The sequence below is a fragment of the Sphingopyxis sp. J-6 genome, assembly GCF_046603995.1.
In the GTDB taxonomy this organism is placed as follows: Bacteria; Pseudomonadota; Alphaproteobacteria; order Sphingomonadales; family Sphingomonadaceae; genus Sphingopyxis.
The window spans coordinates 1,326,825-1,345,875 of the sequence record NZ_CP145810.1 but is presented as its reverse complement, the minus strand read 5'-3'; the positions used below and the strand labels follow the sequence as shown (position 1 = coordinate 1,345,875).

Below are 19,051 nucleotides of genomic sequence, written 5' to 3'. Positions count from 1 at the left end.
CCATCAGGCGTGTCCGCTGATACGGAGCATGCCTCATTTCTCGAATAGGGTAGCAATGACCAGATTTTCGACCATGATCGGCCTGATTGCCGCGACGGCCGTGGGTGTGACACCAGTGGTGGCACAGACCGTTGCCGATCAGGAGGTTCCGACCACCAGCCTGAACATTCCGGGCAACGTCCAGATTTTCGGCGATGCCAAGCCCAATGTCTATCGTCCGTCGGCGACGGTGAACGGCGAGATTATTACCTCGACCGATATCGAACAGCGCATGGCGCTGATCCGCATCGCCAACAACAATCTGGAATTGCCGCCCGAAGAATTGCAGCGGCTGCGTCAGCAGGTTTTCAGCAACCTGATCGACGAAAAGCTCCAGATTCAGGAAGCCAAGGCGGCGGAGATCACGATCGACGAGAATCTGGTCAACGAACAGTTCGCGCGGCTTGCGACGCGTTTCAAGCAGACGCCCGACCAGTTCTCACAATATCTCGCTTCGAAGGGTTCGTCGGCGGGCGCTGTGAAGCAGCAGATCCGCGGCGAGTTCGCGTGGGACCGCCTGCTGTCGCGTAACATCCAGTCGACCACCAACGTGTCGACCGAAGAGGTGGAATCGGTCGTCAAGCGGATGAACGAAGCCAAGGGCCAGGACGAATTCCACCTCGGCGAAATCTACCTGTCGGCAACCCCGGAAAATGCCGCGGCGGTGGCCGAAAACGCCGGGAAGATCATTCAGGCGTTGCAGGCGGGCGGCAGTTTCGCCGCCTATGCGCGCCAGTTTTCCGAGGCCTCGACGGCCGTCGTCGGCGGCGACCTCGGCTGGGTGAAGGCCGGCCAGCTTCCGCAATCGATGTCGGAAGCGGCCGGGCAGATGCAGCCCGGCCAGCTCGTCGGCCCCATCGAAGTGCCCGGCGGCCTCTCGATCATGCTGATGATCGACCGCCGCCAGGTCCTGACCGCCGATCCGCGCGACGCAGTGCTCAGCCTGAAACAGTTGTCGCTGGAATTCGCGCCCGGCACGACGCAGGCCCGCGCGACCGAACTCGCCGGCCAGTTCGCCGAAGCAACGCGCGCCATCGCCGGCTGCGGCGCCGCCGACGATGTGGCGCAGCGGCTGGGCGCCACCGTGGTGTCGCGCGACAACATCGAGATGCGCTCGCTGCCGGGTCCGTTGCAGCAGACGCTGGCGACGTTGCAGATCGGTCAGACCACCCAGCCCTTCGGCGCCCCCGACGAGGGGATCAGCGTCTTGGTGCTCTGCGGTCGCGACATGCCGCAGACCGCGACCGCGCCCGATGTCCAGCAGATCGAGAACCGGCTGCTCGAAGAAAAGGTCAACAAGCGGGCGCAGCGTTATCTTCGCGACCTGCGCCGGGACGCTGTGATCGAATATAGCTGATGTCCGAACAATCCGCCCCGCGTCCGATCGCGGTCACCATGGGTGACCCGGCGGGCGTGGGACCCGAAGTTGCGGCGCGTGCGTGGGCAGCACGGCGCGAACACAAGCTCCCGCCCTTTGTCGCGATCGGCGATATTGCGGCGATCGAGGCCGTCTGGGATGGCCCGGTCTCGCGTATCGGCGATATGGACGAGGCGGTCCGCGCGTTCGACGCCGCACTTCCCGTCTGGCATCTCGAAGACAGCGGGCCGTTGGAACCGGGCAAGCCGACGCCCGCCGGCGCGACCTGCGCCCTCCACGCGCTCGAAACCGGGATCGGGCTTACCCGCACCCAAGCCAGTGCCGCGTTGGTGACGGGGCCGGTGTCGAAACACGCGCTCCACGGGATCGGCTATACACACCCCGGCCAGACCGAATTTATTGCCGAACGCTGCGGCGTGACGGCGACCAATGCAGTGATGATGCTGGCCGGGCCGACCCTGCGCGTCGTCCCGCTGACCGTCCATATCCCGCTTTCCGAGGTCCCCGAGCGTCTGACGATCGACCTGATCGTCGCCAAGGCGCGGATGGTGGCGCGCGGGCTGCAGCGCGATTTCGGTATCGCCGAGCCGCGCCTCGCCGTCGCGGGTCTCAACCCGCATGCCGGCGAAAGCGGCCAGCTTGGCGGCGAGGAAATCCGGATCATCGCGCCCGCCGTCGAGCAGCTTGCTGCCGAAGGAATCCTGATCGACGGCCCGCTTGCCGCCGATGCGCTGTTCGCGCCGGGTATCCGCGACCAATATGATGCGCTGCTCTGCTGCTATCACGATCAGGCGCTGGCGCCGTTCAAGGCGCTGCATTTTCACGACGGCGTCAACCTGACGCTGGGGCTGCCGATCATCCGCACCTCGCCCGACCATGGCACCGCGTTCAACATCGCGGGCAAGGGCAAGGCCGATCCGGGGCCGACGATCGCCGCCATTGCGATGGCGGCGCGCATGGCGACAGCACGCGAACGCAGCTGCGCCCCCGCCAAGTGACGCGCCAGCCGACGCATCCGCTGCCACCGCTGCGCGAAACGGTCCGCGCGCACGGCCTGTCGGCGAGCAAGGCGCTGGGGCAGAATTTCCTCTTCGACGAGCAATTGCTCGATCGCGTCGCCGCACTGCCCGGCGATCTCGACGGGCAGACGGTGTTCGAGGTAGGTCCGGGCCCTGGCGGTCTGACGCGTGCGCTGCTCCGTGCCGGAGCGCGCGTGATCGCGGTGGAACGCGACGACCGCTGCCTGCCGCTGCTCGGCGAGCTTTCGGAAGCTTTCGACGGGCAATTGCAGGTTGTCGCCGACGATGCGATGGTGATCGACGCCGACCGCCAAGCGGGCGGGCCGTATCATATCGTCGCAAACCTGCCCTATAATGTCGGCACCGCGCTGTTCACACGCTGGCTCGAGCCTGCAAGCTGGCCACCTTTATGGCTGTCACTGACCTTGATGTTCCAGCTCGAGGTTGCCGAACGCATCGTCGCGCCGGTCGGGACCAACGCCTATGGACGCCTCAGCGTCCTCGCGCAGTGGCGCTCGACCGCCAGAATCGCGATGAAGGTCCATCGCTCGGCTTTCACTCCGCCGCCCAAGGTGATGTCGGCGATCGTGCATGTCGTGCCCGCAGAGCAGCCCGACGGCGTCAATCCGAAAATCCTGTCGCAGCTCACCGAAAAGGGCTTCGGCCAGCGCCGCAAGATGCTGCGTCAGAGCCTGAAGGGCATGGCGGGGGCGGTCGAGGCGCTCGACGAACTGGGCATCGATCCGACGCGCCGCGCCGAGACGGTCAGCGTTGCCGAATGGGTGGCGCTGGCACGGACGCTCAGCGCCTAGCGGATCAGTTCTGGCCGGTCGTCGCCGTCGTGACGACGGGCTTCGGCGCCAACGTTTCGGCCGCGACAACGCGCTTCGACGCGCTCGACTGAATTGCTTTTTCGAGCGCCGCGACCTGCGGGCAGTTCGCCTTGCAGATGCGCTGAGCCGCCGCCAACTTCTCGCGTGCCAGTTCGAGCGCGCCCTTGTCGGCCAGCGCTTCGCCCTCTCCCGTCAACGCGACGATATCATTGGGTTCGAGAAGCTGCGCTTCGCGATACAGCCCGATCGCCTTGCCCGGCAGCCCCTGCGCGCGCGCGACCTGCGCCAATGCGATAATCGCCGACCGGTTGCGCGGGTCGGCGGCGAGCGCCGATTCAAAATAGTCGATCGCGCCGTCGAGGTCGCCGGCGCCCTGCGCCTTCACGCCTTCTTGTTGGAGCGCCACCGAGCGCGGGAGGATATCGTTGTCGGCGCGCTGCGCGTCGGAGGCGGTGGGCAGGCTGGCAAGGATCAGGCCGGCGCCAAGAGCCAGGAAACCGACACGCATCGCATTCTCCCATTTCTTCATTCGGGGCGATGCTAACATGGCCGTGTCAACCGCGCGAGGAAAAATCCGTCACATCCATCGTGCGCCGGAGTCAGCAGATATCCGGCGCCCGCAGCGCGGCCGATACCATCGGGCAAATAGCCACCATCGGCCGTCCAGCCGCTGTGCCGGTTCAGAAAATCGTCCACCTGTGCCCGCCCCTCGCGCTCGATGATCGAGCAGACAGCATAGAGGAGTTTGCCGCCCGGCGCCACAAGATCGGCGCCGAGGTCGATCAGTTTCCGCTGGTCGGCAAGATGGCGATCGAGCCGCGACGGGGTCAGCCGCCAGCGCAATTCGGGGCTACGCCGCCAGGTGCCGCTGCCGGAACAAGGGGCATCGACGAAGACCCGGTCCGCGCCGCCCTGCCGGTCGGCCAGCATGTCGGCTTCCTTGCCCGGGTCGAGGAGGCGCGTTTCGATACCGCTTGCGCCGGCGCGTTCGGCGCGCGGCGGCAATTGCTGGAGCCGCGCGCGATTGGTGTCGCTGGCGAGGATATCGGCATCATTTCCGGTCAGCGAGGCGATGGCGAGCGTCTTGCCGCCGCCACCCGCACAGAGATCGACGATCGTCTGCCCGGGGCCGGCGTCGAGCGCGGCCGAGGCATATTGGCTCGCCGCATCCTGCACCTCGAACAGACCATCCGCATAGGCCGGATGCTGAACGGCGGCGGTTTCGGGTAGCAGGCGCCAGCCGTCGTCGGCGCCGGGGATCGCTTCCCCCTCGGGAAAAAGCGCCGCAATTTCGTCGCACGTCGCCTTGAGCCGGTTGGCGCGAAGGTCGAGCGGCGCACGGGCGAGCATCGTTTCATGCTCGTGCTCACCCACCAGCGGGTCGAACAGGCCGATCAAGGCCTCCGCGGCAACCCCGCTTTCCGCGCGTGCTTCCCCGGGCGCGATAGGTGCCGGGCCATAGGCAGAACCGTCGAACAATGCGGCGATATCCTGATCGGCGTCGGCAAGGGCAAGGATCGCGGCGCGGCCCGACGCGGGTGCCGACCGAACGAGGCGGATCGCATCATAAACATGGGCGCGGATCGCGCGCCGGTCCTTCGACCCGGCATAGCGCCGCGCGCGCATCGCTTCGGCGAAGATCGCATCGGCGGGCGCGCCGCCCTCGCGCGCGGCCGCAGCGATGGCGTCGACTATTTCGATCGCGGCCTGGATACGGGCAGCGGGGGTCATTGTCTCGGCCTTCCTCCCTCGTCATTGCGAGGAGCGCAGCGACGAAGCAATCTCCAGCTATCGTCGAGAATGGGCGATCGTTGGAGATTGCTTCGCTACGCTCGCAATGACGGCTCTATATACGGCGGCCGATCAGCCCGCCGGATAATTCGGCGCCTCGCGCGTGATCGCGACGTCGTGGACATGGCTTTCGCGCAGCCCCGCGTTGGTGATGCGGACGAACTTGGCCCGTTCGCGCAGGTCCTTCAGCGTCCGGCTGCCGGTGTAGCCCATCGCCGCTTTCACGCCGCCGACGAGCTGGTGGATGACATCCTTGGCCGGCCCCTTGAACGGCACCTGACCCTCGATGCCTTCGGGGACCAGCTTCATCTGGTCCTTGATATCCTGCTGGAAATAGCGGTCGGCGCTGCCGCGCGCCATCGCGCCGACGCTGCCCATGCCGCGATAGCTCTTATAGGTGCGGCCCTGGAACAGGAAGGTTTCGCCCGGCGCCTCGGCCGTGCCCGCGAGCAGCGAGCCGACCATCACGACCGACGCGCCAGCCGCCAGCGCCTTGGCGATATCGCCCGAGGTGCGGAGGCCGCCGTCGGCGATGACCGGCACGCCCAGCTTCGCTGCCTGTTCGACGCTGTCGAGGATCGCGGTGAGTTGCGGCACGCCGACCCCGGCGACGACGCGCGTCGTGCAGATCGACCCCGGGCCGATACCGACCTTCACGCCGTCGGCGCCGGCATCGATCAGCGCCTTGGTGGCGTCGCCGGTCGCGACATTGCCCGCGAGCACCTGAACGCGGTTCGACAGCTTCTTGATCCGCTCGACGGTCTGCCCGACGCCCTTGCTGTGGCCGTGCGCGGTATCGACGACGATCAGGTCGCATTCGGCGTCGAGCAATGCCTCGGCGCGCTCGATGCCGCTGTCGCCGGTGTTGGTCGCGGCCGCGACGCGCAGGCGGCCGCTGCCGTCTTTCGTCGCGTCGGGGAAATTGACCGCCTTTTCCATATCCTTGACGGTGATCAGCCCGATGCAGCGATAATCATCGTCGACGACGAGCAGCTTCTCGATCCGGCGCTGGTGGAGCAATTTGCGCGCTTCGTCCTGTCCGACACCCGGGCGCACGGTCGCCAGATTGTCGGCGGTCATCAGCTCGCGCACCGGCTGGCCCGGATTGTCGGCGAAGCGCACGTCGCGGTGGGTCAGGATGCCGACCAGCTTGCCGCCGGGTTCGACCACCGGGATGCCCGAAATCCGGTGCTGATCCATCAGTGCGGTCGCATAGGACAGCGGCGCGTCGGGGGTGATGGTGATCGGGTTGACGATCATCCCGCTTTCGAAGCGCTTGACCTGCCGCACCGCCGCCGCCTGTTCCTCGATCGTCAGATTGCGGTGAAGCACGCCCAATCCGCCGATCTGCGCCATCAATATGGCCATGTCGGCCTCCGTCACCGTGTCCATCGCCGACGACAGAATCGGGATATTGAGGTTGATCTCGCTGGTCAGTTGGGTCGACAGATTGGCGTCCGACGGCAGGATGTCCGACGCGCCGGGTACCAGCAGTACATCGTCGAAGGTCAGGCCGGTGATGATTTCCATGGGGGCGCCACTTTCTGCTCTTGGCGGCGCCCTCTCCCGCTTTCAGGGCGGCGCACGCGATTCGTTCGGTGGCGGCCCATGTAACCAGTCGGGCGCGCGGGCGCCAGTGGGTGACGCACGATTATTTCGCGGCATTCGGGCGGGCCGGCGACTTGTCCCGTACGCGGCCTGCTCAGCCGGCTTCCTCGATGGTGAAGCGGCTGTTCGACAGCGTCAGTTCGTCGCCACAATGGCTGCACGCCGCGATCATATGAAGATCGTGCCCGCACGGGCTGTGCGTCAACAGCACTGGCGGCCCGCGCTCGTCGGAGAACCAGCGGTCGCCCCACTGGAGCAGCGCGAGGATCACCGGATAGAGGTCGCGGCCCTTTTCGGTGAGCTTGTATTCGACCCGGTCGGCGTGCGCCGAATAAGGCGCGGTGCGCAATATGCCCTGCCTGACCAGCCGTTCGAGCCGCCCGGTCAGGATGTTCGTCGCCATCAGCGTATCGCGCTGGATATCGTCGAAGCGGTTGATCCGCGTGAACATCGCCCGGACGACGAGCGTTGCCCAGCGGTCGCCGAACAATTCGATCATCGTATCGACCAGCGGGCGACCGCCCGGCCGCCGTGCACCGACTTCTCCGCAGAAGCGACGGCGTTCATAGGCGGGTGTGACCTGCACCAGCCCCGGCCCTTCGCGCCAGGCGACATCGCGCGGGTCGATTTCGGCATGGCAATGTTCGCATGCGGGCACCGGCTCGGTCGCATGACCGCAACTTGCATGGTGCAGCCGGACCTGAAAATCGCGGCTCGCCGCCTCCCATTTGTGCTGCCAGCGCAGCATCATCAGCGCGTTGGGAAACTGGTCGCGGCCCTTCGGAGTCAGGAAATAATGAAAACCGCGTGCGCCCTTCTTGGCGACTTTCGCGAGACAGTCCTCCTCGACCAGCTTCTTGAGCCGCCCGTTGACGACCGAACGGGCAAGGCCTGTGCGCGCGACGAACTCGTCGAAGCTGTGGGTGCCGAGAAACGCCTGTTCCATGATCAGCAGGACCGGGACATCGCCGACGACGTCGAGCGCGCGCCAGATCGAACAGGCCCTGATCGTGCGTTCGTGTTTCAAGCCGTCGCCATCCTTCAATCCGTGCCGCCCCTAGACCAAGGGCGATGCAGCGGCAAGGCCGGTCCCCGTGGCGGGAGGGCGGCGAACCGCCCTCCCCGCAACCATCAGAAGCGCCCCGTCAGTTGCACTGCGATCGTCCGCGGCCGATCGACGATGCCGTTATAGGCGTTGCCCGCACCCCGCGTGATCGTCGTCGCGAGCGGCATCGAACTCGCCGTCTGCAGGATGCGCTGGTTGGTCAGGTTACGGCCGATCAGCGCGATTTCCCAGCGGTCCTCGATTTCGGCGAGCGCCAGCCGCGCGCCGAGCTTCACATAACCATCCTGATGCGTCCGCGGGTCGAGGTTCGCCGACGCGATATAGGAAGAGGAGAAGTCGGCATTGACGTTGAGCGCGACCTTCAGCCCGCTCGTCACCGGGGTCGTGTAATCGACGTTGAGGTTGCCCGACCATTTGGGGCTCAGTGCATTGCGCTTGCCCGAATAGTCGCAGAAGCCGTTCGGCCCCGGCACCTGTAGATAATAGCATTGCCCGTCGGTGAAGTTGGTGAATTTGAAGTCGAGATAGGCGACCGCACCGCTGACGGTCAGCCCGTCAGCGAGCGCGGCGCGGAAGTCGGCCTCGACACCCTGCGTGCGGGCCCCGGCGGCGTTGCGGACGTTGAAGTTCAGCGTGCCGTCGAAGATGTTGACCTGCAGGTCCTTGTAGGTCGTGCGGTAGAGCGAGAGGTTGAACGCGACGTTGGGGCCCTTGTATTTCAGCCCCGCTTCGAAATTGTCTGCGCTTTCGTCCTGGAATTCGAAGGCGCCCGGCTTCGCGACGGTGGTCGACGTCGGCAGCGAGTTCGACCGGATGTCGAAGCCGCCCGCCTTGGTGCCCTTGGCATAGGAGCCATAAAGCATCAGGTCGTCGGTCGCGTCGAACTGGACATTGACCATCGGGTTGAAGCTGTCTTCGCTGAGCTTGCCCGAAATGCTGTGCGCCTCGATGTTCAGGGCGCGGAACACCGCGGCAACGACCGGCGCGGGCGCGGTGCTGAGCGGGCCCTGAACGATTGCGAGCGTGCGGCTGCCGCTCTTCTTCTCATGGTTGAAACGTGCGCCGGCGGTGATGCGGAAGCGGTCGCTGAGCGCGAGTTCGCCCTGCGCAAAGGCCGAGATCAAGTCCGACTTCTGGTTATAGTCGCGGTCGTTGCGCGTGTCGCCGAGCGCGCTGAACGGTGCGCCGAGGGCCAAGAACGTCGGGTTGAACAGGGTGAAGTCCTGCACGTCGAGCTTGGCATGCTGGTAATAGACGCCGCCGATATAGTTGAACGTCTCGCCACCCGGCGAGGTCAGCCGGAGTTCCTGCGAGAATTGCCGGTAATCCTCGCGCAAATTGGTGCCGTCGAGGAAGCTGATCCCCGAGAAATCGACATCGACGATCTCGCGCGTCTTGTAGTCGAGCAGCGACGACACCGAGGTCAGCGTATGTTCGCCGACTTCGAGGTCCATGTTGAGCGTCGCGCCGAACACCTTGTTGCGGCTTTGGTAGCCATTATCCTCGCGGACATAGTCGGGGTCGGTGCTGACGAAGAACGGGCCCTGGAACACCGCGTTATAGTTGCCGACCGCGCCGAACACGTCGCGCGGCTGGCCCTTCGCCTCGAAATCGGCATATTCGAGCTTGAGCTCGGCGGCGAACGGCCCGCCGCGATCGAACTCCAGCTTGCCGCGGAAATATTTCTCGTCGACGTTCGGCTCGTTGCGGTCGAGCTTCTGGTTATAGAAATAGCCGTCCATCGTCCGGTAATAGCCGACGACGCGCGCCTCGACGCCCTCGGTCAGCGGCCCCGAAAGGACGCCGCTGAGCTGGAATTCCTTGTGGTTGAATTCGTAAAGGCCGCTGACCATGCCTTCGAATTCATCGGTCGGGCTGCGCGTGGTGATGTTGACCGCGCCGGCAATCGCATTTTTACCGAACAGGGTCGGTTGCGGCCCGCGCAACACCTCGACGCGTTCCATGTCGATCAGCGGCAGGCGCGATAGCTGGTCGCGGCCGTAATAGACGCCGTCGACGAACATCGCGACCGACTGTTCGAAGCCCTTGTTGTCGCCCGAGGCGATGCCGCGGATCGCGATGCGGTTGGCGATCGCGGTCTGGGTAATCTTCAGGTTCGGGACCGACGAGCTGATCTGTTCGAGGTTGGTCTGGCCATAATTCTCGACCTGTTTGCCGCTGATCGCCGAGATCGAGATCGGCACGTCCGACAGCCCTTCGGCACGCTTCTGTGCCGTAACGATGATTTCCTCAAGCCCGCCCTGTCCCTCGGCAGGCGCAGCATCCTGCGCAAAGGCTATTCCGGGGCTCACGAGCGCCGACGCAGCGAGCAGCACGGAAAATTGCTTCTTCATCATGTCTCTCCCTCCCACCATCGCCGGTTCGATGCCCGCGATGTTTTCTGGCCTTGCGACTCTTATCGTCTTTAAGTATCGTTATGCAAGTCAGATAATTCGGGAGAGCACAACAGTGCCGAAAAACAGCCTTCCACCGACGCTCACGCGCAATCTTCGGCTGCCGGCGATCGCCGCGCCGATGTTTCTCGTGTCGGGTCCCGAGATGGTGATCGCAGCGTCGCGCTCGGGCGTCATCGGCAGCTTCCCTGCCCCCAATGCGCGCACATCAGCAGACCTCGAGGATTGGGTGAGCCGGATCGATGCGGCGCTCTCGAACGATCCCGATGCGGCGCCGTGGGCGGTCAATCTGGTCGTTCATCCGTCGAACAGCCGCCTGCCCGACGATCTCGCCTGCGTCGTGCGTCACAAGGTGCCGCTGGTGATCACTGCGCTCGGCAGCCCGGCGCGGGTGGTCGAGGAAATCCACTCCTATGGCGGGCTGGTCTTCGCCGACGTCAATTCGGTGGGCTTTGCGCGCAAGGCCGCGGCGGCTGGGGTCGACGGTCTCGTCCTCGTCGCCGCGGGCGCGGGCGGACATACCGGCGCCACCGCAGGCTTCGCCTTTGTCGAGGAGGTGCGTCAGTTCTGGGACGGCCCGCTGGTGCTCGGCGGCGCGATCTCGACCGGCCATGCGGTGCGGGCCGCGGAGATATTGGGCGCCGACTTCGCCTATCTCGGCACCTCGCTGATCGCCTGCGCCGAGAGTATGGCGGCGCCAGGCTACAAGGACATGGTCGTCGCGGCGGGGGCCGAGGATATCGTGCCTTCGAAGGGCATTACCGGCGTGACCGCCAACTGGCTGAAATCGAGCCTGATTGCGGCCGGTTACGACCCCGCCAACATGCCCGAAGACAAGCGCCCGAACTTCTCCGACGCGCAGGATGACGCCAAGGCGTGGAAGAATGTCTGGTCCGCCGGGCAAGGCGTCGGCGCCGTGCGCGCGGTCGAACCCGTCGCGGCGATCGTCGATCGCCTCGTAAAAGAATATGATGCCGCCGCCACAAAGCCGCGTTTTGCAGTTGCCGAAGGAGTCATCGCATGACCGCCGAACTCGTCGAAACGATCCGGACCACGATCCAGCCGAACGACCACCCCTATATGAAGGACGCGTGGCGCCCGACGTATAATGAGTGGAACGCGATCTTCGCGAACGGCGATGCCGAGGTGATCGGGACGATCCCCGACGACATCGACGGCGTTTACGTGCGCACCGGCGAGAACCAGATCCACGAACCGATCGGGCGTTATCATCCGTTCGACGGCGACGGCTTCATCCACGCCATCTCGTTCAAGGGCGGCCGCGCCAGCTATCGCAGCCGCTTCGTGCGCACCAAGGGGTTCGAGGCCGAGAAGGAAGCCGGCCGCTCGCTCTGGGCGGGGCTGATGGAGCCGCCGCACAAATCGACCCGCCACGGCTGGGGCGCGCAGGAGTGGCTGAAGGATTCATCCTCGACCGACGTCGCGATCCATGCGGGCAAGATCATCTCGACCTTCTACCAGTGCGGCGAGGCATACCGGCTCGACCCCTTCACGCTCGAACAGTTCGGCACCGAAAGCTGGGTGCCGCTCGACGGGATTTCGGCGCATTGCAAGGTCGACCTCGCGACCGGAGAATTGATGTTTTTCAACTACTCCAAGCACGCACCTTACATGCATTATGGCGTCGTCGGCGCGGACAACAGGCTGAAGCATTATATTCCGGTGCCGCTCGCCGGGCCGCGCCTGCCGCACGACATGGCGTTCACCGAAAATTACACGATCCTCAACGACATGCCGCTCTACTGGAACGAGGAGCTGCTTGAGCGGAAGCTGCATGTCGTCCAGTTCCACCCCGACGAAAAGACGCGCTTCGCGATCATCCCGCGACATGGGCAGCCTGAGGATATCCGCTGGTTCGAAGCCGAGCCGACCTACACGCTCCACTGGCTCAATGCGTGGGAGGAAGGCGACGAGATCATCCTCGACGGCTATTATCAGGAAGAGCCGATGCCCAAATCCTATCCGAACGCGCCCGAGGGGCTCGAAAGGATGATGGCGTATCTCGATCAGGGTCTGCTCAAGCCGCGCCTCCACCGCTGGCGATTCAACCTGAATACCGGCAAGACGACCGAGCAAAGGCTCGATGACCGCGATCTCGAATTCGGGATGTTCAACCACCGCTATGCCGGCAAGCCCTATCGCTACGCCTATAGCGCGATCCCCGAGCCCGGCTGGTTCCTTTTCCGCGGGCTCGTCAAGCACGACCTCAATGCGGGGACGAGCGAGGAGTATGAATTCGGCCCCGGCCGCTTCGGCAGCGAGGCGCCCTTTGCGCCGCGCATCGATGCCAAGGACGAGGACGACGGCTATCTCGTCTCCTTCATCGCCGACCTCGAAACCGACACGTCCGAATGCGTGCTGATCGACGCGAAAAATGTCGCGGCGGGCCCGGTGTGCCGGATCATCCTGCCCGAACGCATCTGTTCGGGCACGCACACGGTATGGGCGAGCGGCGACGATATCGGCATGGGCAAAAACAGCGTGCTGGCCGCCTGAGATGATCGTCGCGGGAGAGGACAAGCGGCAGCGGCACCGGGCAAGCGGCTGGTGGGGCGACAAGACCTTTGCCGACCTGTTTTTCGCCAATGCGGTCGCGCATCCTGATCGCCTCGCGTTGGTCGATGCGCCCAACCGCGGCGATTTCGCTTTCGGCGAACCGCAGCGGCTGACCTACGCCGAGCTTGAAGCCGAGATCGACCGGATCGCGGGCGCGCTGATCGGCGCGGGGATCGGTAAGGATGACGTGCTGCTCGTCCAGCTTCCGAACATCAGCGAGTTCGTTGCTCTCTATTTCGCGGCGGCGCAGATCGGCGCGATCGTCAGTCCGGCGGCGGTGCAATATCGCAGCCATGAGCTGAAGGACATGATCGGCGTCGTCGAGCCCAAGGCGTTCGTCTGCGCGACGGCGGTGAAGGGCTGCGACCATGTCGGTGTGGCGGCGCCGTTGCTCGACGGCGTCCGGCTGATGACCTTCGGTCCAAATCCGCCCGAGGACGCGCTCGACCTTTCCGTTGCCCGCGGCGACGAACGAGCCCTCGCGGCGCATGTCGCGGCGAACCCGGTCGACGCCGACGATATCTTCACCATCTGCTGGACCTCGGGCACGACCGGCGTGCCCAAGGGCGTGCCGCGCAGCCACAATCACTGGATCGCGGTCGCGGGCGCCGGATACGAAGCGATGAAGGTCGGACCGGGCGACGTCCTGCTCAACCCCTTCCCGCTCATCAACATGGCGAGCATCGGCGGCATCACCATGTGCTGGCTGACCAGCGCGGGCACGATGGTGCTGCACCATCCCTTCGATCCCGCCATCTACCTCAGGCAGATCGCGACCGAACGGCCGAGCCTGACGATTGCGCCGCCCGCGGTGCTCAACATGCTGCTGCAAAATGAGGCGCTGCTCGCGTCGGTCGACCTGTCGAGCCTGCGCGTCATCGCTTCGGGTTCGGCGCCGCTCGCGCCGGCGATGGTGCGCGGTTTCCAGGAAAAGCTCGGCATCATCATCGTCAATGTGTTCGGATCGAACGAGGGGATGAGCTTCATCACCGGCGAAGGCGACATGCCCGATCCCGACAAGCGCGCCAGCCTCTTCCCGCGCCGCGGCACCTATCAGCGCCCCTATGGCGACGGCCGCGCGCCCAATATCGAAAGCCGGCTCGTCCCGCCCGGCGGCGGCGATCCGATCGAGGTCGACGGCGTATCGGGCGAATTGCAGATCCGCGGGCCGACCTTGTTCGAGGGCTATCACAACGCCCCCGACCGCACCGCCGAAGCCTTCACCGAAGACGGCTGGTTTCGCACCGGCGACCTGTTCGAGATCGCCGAGGGCGGCGACTTCTACCGCTTCGTCGGGCGGTGCAAGGATCTGATCATCCGCGGCGGGGTGAATATCTCGCCCGAGGAGATCGATCAGTTGCTCGGCGGGCATCCGCTACTGGCCGAGGCGTGCGTCTTCTCCCTCCCCGACCCGACGATGGGCGAGCGGATCGGCCTCGCCTACGTCCCGCGCGGGGCGGACGATGTCGGGATCGGCGAGGTCGCCGACTATCTGCGCGGCCACGACCTTGCGGTGTTCAAATTGCCCGAGCGCCTGTTCCGCTTCGACGCGCTGCCGCGCAACGTCACGAACAAGGTGATGCGCAGCGAAGTCCGCGACATGGCGCTTGCTACTCTCGAAAAGGAAGCCTGACATGGCGAAAGACGTCTTCATCCTCGGCGGCGCGCAGAGTGATTTCGCGCGCAACCTCCAACGCGAGGGCGGCGGGTTGTTCGAGCTGTTCCGCGATGTCGCCGAAGCGGCTTTCATCGCGACGGGGATCGAGCCCAAGGAAGTCGAAACCGCGCATGTCGGCAATTTCGTCGGCGAATTGTTCGCGGGTCAGGGCCAGCTCGGCGGCTTCTTCGGCCATGTCCATCCCGACCTCGCGGGTATACCGGCTTCGCGGCACGAGGCCGCCTGCGCCTCGGGCAGCATCGCGATCCTCGCCGCCGCCGCCGAGATCGAGGCCGAGCGTTACGGCCTCGCCCTCGTGCTCGGCATCGAACTGATGCGCAACGTCCCCGGCCAGCGCGCCGCCGAATATCTCGGTGCCGCCGCGTGGGCCGGGCGCGAGGCGCAGGAGGCGCGATACCTGTGGCCCTATATGTTCGCGCGCGTCGCCGAGGAATATGAGGAACGTTTCGGGCTCGACCGCGCGCATCTGCGCGGGATTTCGGCGAACAATTTCGCCAATGCCAAGAAGAACCCGAACTCGCAGACGCGCGGCTGGGCAGTGACCGACGATCATCTCGGCGAAAATGACGAGATCAATCCGCTGATCGAGGGCAGCCTGCGCAAGTCCGATTGCGGGCAGGTCACAGACGGCGCCGCCGCTATCTTCCTCGCCTCGCTCGAGGTCGCCGAGGCTTATGCCAAGCGCCGCGGCATCCCGCTCGACTCGATCCCCCGCATCAAGGGCTGGGGCCACGCCACCGCGCCGCTGCTCTATTCGACTAAAGTCAACGATAGCCGCGGCGGCGATTATGTCTTCCCCAGCGTCCGCAAGGCGATGATGGACGCGCTGCGCCGCGCCGAAATGCCCGACATCTACGCCTGCGACGGGGTCGAGGTGCACGACTGCTTCTCGATCACCGAATATATGGCGATCGACCATTTCGGGATCACCAAGCCCGGCGAAAGCTGGCGCGCGGTCGAGGACGGGACGATCGCGCTTGGCGGCAAGCTGCCGGTCAATCCGTCGGGAGGGCTGATCGGTCTCGGGCATCCCGTAGGTGCCACCGGGGTACGGATGCTGCTCGATAGCTGGCGGCAGGTAACGGGCAACGCCGGCGACTATCAGGTTGAAGGCGCCCGCAATTTTGCGACGTTCAACGTCGGCGGCAGCGCGACGACCGCGGTCAGCTTCGTCGTCGGCACCTGATTTGACCGACGTCTATCTTTACGACGCGGTGCGCACGCCGCGCGGCAAGGCGCGGCCCGACGGCGGGCTCGCGGGCCTGAGCCCGCAGGAGTTGGTGCGCCAGCAAGTGGCGGCGCTGAGCGCGCGCTGTGGTGCGTTCGGACCCGAGGCGCTGATCCTCGGCTGCGTCACGCAGAGCGGCGCGCAGGGCGGGCATATCGCGATGTTGGCGAAGCTGCATGCCGGACTGCCCGACGCCTGCGCCGCGCACAGCATCAACAATTATTGCGCCTCCGGGCTATCGGCGATCGGTCAGGCGGTGGCGAAGGTGGCGAGCGGCGAAGCCGCGGCCGTTCTCGCGGGCGGCGTCGAGTCGATGAGCCAGAGCCCGTTCCTCGGCGATCAGGCGAGCTTCTATGCGAACGCCGAACTGCCGCCGCGAGCGCGTTTCGTGCCGCCGGTGCTTGCCGCCGACCGGCTGGCGTCGGCCGAGGGGATCACGCGCGCCGAACTCGATGCAGCCACTCTCGCTTCGCAGCAGAAGGCGGCGGCGACCGAACGCGATCCGTTGCTCCAGCATTCGCGCATCGCGACCGGTGCGCTCGCCGGAGAGGAATGTATCCGGCCACAAACCACGGCGGAATCGCTTGCCACCGCACCGCCGGTCTTTGGCGCACTGCAGGAAGAATATGCAGGCGCGCTCGAAGGACAGCGTTTCGAACCGCGCCACGGTATCGCGCACGCGCCGCCGATCTGCGACGGGGCGGGTCTCGCGCTCGTCGGCGGCGAAGGCCTCGGCCCCGCGCCGCGCGCCCGCGTCGTCGCCTTTGCCGAAAGCGGCGGCGACCCCGCCGCCTCGCTCACCGCGGGTTTCGCGGCGATGGACAAGGTGCTGGCGCGCAGCGGCATGACGCTCGCCGATATGGATCGCATCGAATTCATGGAGGCCTTCGCGGTCACCATCGCCAAATTCCTGCGCGACCGCGACGCCGACCCCGCCCGCGTCAACGTCAGCGGCGGCCATCTCGCCAAGGGCCATCCGATGGGCGCGAGCGGCGCGATCCTGACCTCGACCCTGCTCGACGCGCTCGATGCCTGCGCGGGTCGATACGGCCTTGTCGTGCTGACCGGCGCGATGGGCGTGGGCGCCGCGATGATCGTCGAAGGGCTGGATGGTCCCGGCGGCTGAGACCCGCCTCTTGCAAAATGACGCAATCATTCCTATGAATGATATGTATATATTTTGTTCGGATGAATGACATGGCAACCCAACTCGCCAAACAGGCCGATCAGGGCCGCATCCTCTCCGAAGCGGTCGTGCGCGTCGCCGCCTGCTGGCGGCTGACCAACGAACAGCTCGGTGCGATCCTCGGTCTCTCGTCCGCCACCGCATCGCGGCTGCGGTCGGGCAGCGTCCGGCTCGACCGGTCGGGCAAGGAATTCGAGCTTGGCCAGTATCTGGTTCGCCTGTTTCGCAGCCTCGACGCGCTGATGGGCAGCGACGATGCCGCGTCGATTTCGTGGCTCAAGACCGCGAACCTCGACCTCGGCGGCCGGCCGATCGACCTTGTCCGCTCGATCCGCGGTCTCAGCGATGTGGCCGACTATGTCGACGACTATCGCGCGCAGGTCTGACATCGTCCCGACGGCGGCGGATTTTCGGCCCTATCGCGCCAAGCTCTGGCGGCTGGTCGAGGCGCAGCATCGCATCTCTACCAACCGGCTCGCGGGCGGCGCCGGCGATCAGGCGGTGCTCGAACAGCTCGTCGAGGAGGTGAAGCCGCCCCTGCCCCGCGCGGCGCGCGATCTGCACTATCTTCTCGCCACCCCCTTTCGCTACGGCTATAAAAAGGCATCGCGCTTTCGCCGGGCGAACGAGCGGCCCGGCATCTTCTATGCCGCCGAACAGGCCGCGACCGCGGTCGCCGAAACCGCCTATTGGCGGCTGCTGTTCTTTTCGCGCTCGCCGGGATTCCAGCCGCCGCGCACGACGGTCGAGCATTCGGCGATTTCGGTCCCCGTGGCGCTCGACCGCGGGCTCGATCTGACCGAGGCGCCCTTTACCGACGACGCGACGCTGTGGATGCACCCCGACGACTACACGGCGTGCCAGGCCTTTGCCGCCGACGCGCGCGGCATCGATGCACAGTCGATCCGCTATGCCTCGGTGCGCGACCCCGACCACCGCGCCAATATAGCCTTGCTCGATCCCGCCGCCTTTGCCGCACGCGCGCCGAAGATCGAGCAGACCTGGCATTTCCGGCTGGAGAACGGCACGATGACCGCACTCGCGGCGCTGCCGTCGAACGCGCGCCATAGCTTCACCTTCGAGCAATTCGGGCTGGCGCCGCCAGCCTAGACGATCGCCAGCGACGACAGAAAGGCGCGGATCGCTTCGGCGATCGGAGCGGCACCCGCCGGCCCCGTCGATACCACCGTGCTGTCGGCGATACCGATGCATTTGCCATCGATGAACAGGCCTTGCGCGATCACGAGCGAACGCTCGCCGATGCGCAATATCCCCGTCCCGACGTCGATAGTCCCCGGATAGCGCGCCTGCCCGAGAAAGCTGGTGTTGACGTTCGCGATGACGAGGGCGCTGCGGTCATCCTTCGCCACAAGTTCGCGCGCCTCGGCGAGCAGCTCGAAACGTGCCTCTTCGTAAAATTGTCCGGTCGCGACATTGTTGAGGTGGCGGAACATGTCGACATCGGAAAAACGGATCGGCACCGCCTTGTGGCGCGGATAGGTGGCCGGATCGAGCCTGTATGCTTCGGGTTTCATGACGCCATCCTTTCGCGCCAGGCGGCAATCGCTGCCGCCGTCGCGACGGGTGCTTCGCGCTGGGGAATATGACTGCAGCCGGGGATCATGTGCAACACCGCCTCGGGCAGGGCCGCCGCCATCTCGCGCGTCCGGTCGGGCGCGACGATGCCGTCGTCCTCACCCGCCAGCACCAAGGCGGGGACCGCCAGCGTTGCCAGCAATCCGCAGCGATCGGAGCGTGTCATCGCCGCCGCCTGCTGCTGCGCGAAGCGCTCGGCGCCGCAGCGCATCAGCATGGCATACGTGCCGGAAAGCAGGCCGGCGTCGGCGCGGCTCGACCGCGACAGCATCGCGCGCGCGAGCCGATCCGCGAGCGCGGGAAAATCGGCCCGCGCTTGCGCAATTGCGGTCCGGCGGCCCGCTTTCGTTTCCTCCCCGTCGGCGGTGCATGCGCTGCTCAGCAAGGCGAGACCCGCAAGCCGTTCGGGTATCCGGGCCGCGATTTCCAGCGCAACATAACCGCCCATCGAATGGCCGCAGAGCGCGAAGCGGGCGGGAAGCTCGGCAGCGATCGCATCGGCCATCGCTTCGATCGTCGGTTCGACAGGCACGAAGATACGATCGACGGGCATGCCCTGCCAGCTCGCCTCGTCGGTCGCGATGCCGCAGATCGCGATCACCGGAACGTCCATCGTCTCTCCTCCCGGCCGTGACGCC

General features: G+C 65.8%; 17 protein-coding genes. 10 read left to right on the top strand and 7 right to left on the bottom strand.

The features are described from left to right. Positions 1-55 precede the first annotated feature (55 nt). From V6U71_RS06480 to rsmA, 3 genes are read left to right on the top strand one after another with little or no spacing between them, the layout of a single operon-like run. Entirely contained in the window at positions 56-1,396 is a 1,341-nt protein-coding gene (locus V6U71_RS06480; protein WP_411341478.1) for a peptidylprolyl isomerase, read from the top strand. Next, a complete protein-coding gene (gene pdxA / locus V6U71_RS06475; protein ID WP_411341477.1) occupies positions 1,396-2,415 on the top strand; it encodes a 4-hydroxythreonine-4-phosphate dehydrogenase PdxA in 1,020 nt (339 codons plus the stop codon). Before V6U71_RS06480 ends, pdxA begins: the two co-directional genes overlap by 1 nt. Continuing rightward, positions 2,412-3,248 (top strand): 16S rRNA (adenine(1518)-N(6)/adenine(1519)-N(6))-dimethyltransferase RsmA, encoded by an 837-nt coding sequence (rsmA, locus tag V6U71_RS06470; protein ID WP_411341476.1) that lies wholly within the window; start codon positions 2,412-2,414, stop codon positions 3,246-3,248. Before pdxA ends, rsmA begins: the two co-directional genes overlap by 4 nt. A 4-nt stretch (positions 3,249-3,252) precedes the next feature. Here rsmA and V6U71_RS06465 read toward each other — a convergent pair whose 3' ends face one another. The 5 genes from V6U71_RS06465 to V6U71_RS06445 form a co-directional block, all read right to left on the bottom strand. After that, a complete protein-coding gene (locus tag V6U71_RS06465; RefSeq protein WP_411341475.1) occupies positions 3,253-3,777 on the bottom strand; it encodes a tetratricopeptide repeat protein in 525 nt (174 codons plus the stop codon). Positions 3,778-3,809: 32 nt separating this feature from the next. Then, positions 3,810-5,000 (bottom strand): RsmB/NOP family class I SAM-dependent RNA methyltransferase, encoded by a 1,191-nt coding sequence (locus V6U71_RS06460; RefSeq protein WP_411341474.1) that lies wholly within the window; start codon positions 4,998-5,000, stop codon positions 3,810-3,812. A gap of 132 nt (positions 5,001-5,132) precedes the next feature. After that, on the bottom strand, positions 5,133-6,590 hold the full coding sequence (guaB, locus tag V6U71_RS06455) for an IMP dehydrogenase (protein WP_411341473.1): 1,458 nt from the start codon (positions 6,588-6,590) through the stop codon (positions 5,133-5,135). A gap of 172 nt (positions 6,591-6,762) precedes the next feature. Continuing rightward, positions 6,763-7,695: a winged helix-turn-helix transcriptional regulator gene (locus tag V6U71_RS06450; RefSeq protein ID WP_411341472.1), complete on the bottom strand. Its 933-nt coding sequence runs from the start codon at positions 7,693-7,695 to the stop codon at positions 6,763-6,765. Positions 7,696-7,799: 104 nt separating this feature from the next. Then, complete coding sequence (locus V6U71_RS06445; RefSeq protein ID WP_411341471.1) at positions 7,800-10,088, bottom strand: TonB-dependent receptor; 2,289 nt, start codon at positions 10,086-10,088, stop codon at positions 7,800-7,802. Between the two features lie 115 nt (positions 10,089-10,203). On the opposite strand from V6U71_RS06445, the gene V6U71_RS06440 reads away from it, so the two are divergent. The 7 genes from V6U71_RS06440 to V6U71_RS06410 all read left to right on the top strand — a co-directional run bounded on the left by V6U71_RS06440 (position 10,204) and on the right by V6U71_RS06410 (position 17,927). Further along, positions 10,204-11,172 (top strand): NAD(P)H-dependent flavin oxidoreductase, encoded by a 969-nt coding sequence (locus V6U71_RS06440; RefSeq protein WP_411341470.1) that lies wholly within the window; start codon positions 10,204-10,206, stop codon positions 11,170-11,172. Then, a complete protein-coding gene (locus V6U71_RS06435) occupies positions 11,169-12,665 on the top strand; it encodes a carotenoid oxygenase family protein (RefSeq protein ID WP_411341469.1) in 1,497 nt (498 codons plus the stop codon). The genes V6U71_RS06440 and V6U71_RS06435 overlap by 4 nt, the downstream gene beginning before the upstream one ends. A 1-nt stretch (position 12,666) precedes the next feature. Then, positions 12,667-14,358 carry a class I adenylate-forming enzyme family protein gene (locus V6U71_RS06430; RefSeq protein ID WP_411341468.1) on the top strand — a complete coding sequence of 564 codons (1,692 nt, stop codon included), beginning with the start codon at positions 12,667-12,669 and terminating at the stop codon, positions 14,356-14,358. Between the two features lies 1 nt (position 14,359). Further along, entirely contained in the window at positions 14,360-15,589 is a 1,230-nt protein-coding gene (locus V6U71_RS06425) for an acetyl-CoA acetyltransferase (RefSeq protein ID WP_411341467.1), read from the top strand. 1 nt (position 15,590) lies between these two features. Beyond that, positions 15,591-16,757: a beta-ketoacyl synthase N-terminal-like domain-containing protein gene (locus V6U71_RS06420; protein WP_411341466.1), complete on the top strand. Its 1,167-nt coding sequence runs from the start codon at positions 15,591-15,593 to the stop codon at positions 16,755-16,757. Positions 16,758-16,828: 71 nt separating this feature from the next. Then, the gene (locus V6U71_RS06415) at positions 16,829-17,203 is read left to right on the top strand and encodes an antitoxin Xre-like helix-turn-helix domain-containing protein (protein WP_411341465.1); all 375 of its coding nucleotides are present in this window, start codon (positions 16,829-16,831) and stop codon (positions 17,201-17,203) included. Then, positions 17,175-17,927 carry an RES family NAD+ phosphorylase gene (locus V6U71_RS06410; RefSeq protein ID WP_411341464.1) on the top strand — a complete coding sequence of 251 codons (753 nt, stop codon included), beginning with the start codon at positions 17,175-17,177 and terminating at the stop codon, positions 17,925-17,927. The genes V6U71_RS06415 and V6U71_RS06410 overlap by 29 nt, the downstream gene beginning before the upstream one ends. Here the strand turns inward: V6U71_RS06410 and V6U71_RS06405 are convergent. Then, positions 17,924-18,352, bottom strand: coding sequence for an acyl-CoA thioesterase (locus tag V6U71_RS06405; protein ID WP_411341463.1), 429 nt, complete (start codon positions 18,350-18,352; stop codon positions 17,924-17,926). The two genes, V6U71_RS06410 and V6U71_RS06405, sit on opposite strands and share 4 nt — an antisense overlap. Next, positions 18,349-19,026 (bottom strand): alpha/beta fold hydrolase, encoded by a 678-nt coding sequence (locus tag V6U71_RS06400; RefSeq protein ID WP_411341462.1) that lies wholly within the window; start codon positions 19,024-19,026, stop codon positions 18,349-18,351. Before V6U71_RS06400 ends, V6U71_RS06405 begins: the two co-directional genes overlap by 4 nt. Positions 19,027-19,051 lie beyond the last annotated feature (25 nt).

Bases quoted from the DNA above. Each gene is read 5' to 3' on its own strand.
- V6U71_RS06405 (WP_411341463.1), bottom strand. From the start codon at position 18,352: ATGAAACCCGAAGCATACAGGCTCGATCCGGCCACCTATCCGCGCCAC.
- V6U71_RS06425 (WP_411341467.1), top strand. From the start codon at position 14,360: ATGGCGAAAGACGTCTTCATCCTCGGCGGCGCGCAGAGTGATTTCGCG.
- V6U71_RS06460 (WP_411341474.1), bottom strand. From the start codon at position 5,000: ATGACCCCCGCTGCCCGTATCCAGGCCGCGATCGAAATAGTCGACGCC.
- pdxA (WP_411341477.1), top strand. From the start codon at position 1,396: ATGTCCGAACAATCCGCCCCGCGTCCGATCGCGGTCACCATGGGTGAC.
- V6U71_RS06435 (WP_411341469.1), top strand. From the start codon at position 11,169: ATGACCGCCGAACTCGTCGAAACGATCCGGACCACGATCCAGCCGAAC.
- guaB (WP_411341473.1), bottom strand. From the start codon at position 6,590: ATGGAAATCATCACCGGCCTGACCTTCGACGATGTACTGCTGGTACCC.
- V6U71_RS06415 (WP_411341465.1), top strand. From the start codon at position 16,829: ATGGCAACCCAACTCGCCAAACAGGCCGATCAGGGCCGCATCCTCTCC.
- V6U71_RS06445 (WP_411341471.1), bottom strand. From the start codon at position 10,088: ATGAAGAAGCAATTTTCCGTGCTGCTCGCTGCGTCGGCGCTCGTGAGC.
- V6U71_RS06410 (WP_411341464.1), top strand. From the start codon at position 17,175: ATGTCGACGACTATCGCGCGCAGGTCTGACATCGTCCCGACGGCGGCG.
- V6U71_RS06400 (WP_411341462.1), bottom strand. From the start codon at position 19,026: ATGGACGTTCCGGTGATCGCGATCTGCGGCATCGCGACCGACGAGGCG.
- V6U71_RS06480 (WP_411341478.1), top strand. From the start codon at position 56: ATGACCAGATTTTCGACCATGATCGGCCTGATTGCCGCGACGGCCGTG.
- V6U71_RS06465 (WP_411341475.1), bottom strand. From the start codon at position 3,777: ATGCGTGTCGGTTTCCTGGCTCTTGGCGCCGGCCTGATCCTTGCCAGC.
- V6U71_RS06430 (WP_411341468.1), top strand. From the start codon at position 12,667: ATGATCGTCGCGGGAGAGGACAAGCGGCAGCGGCACCGGGCAAGCGGC.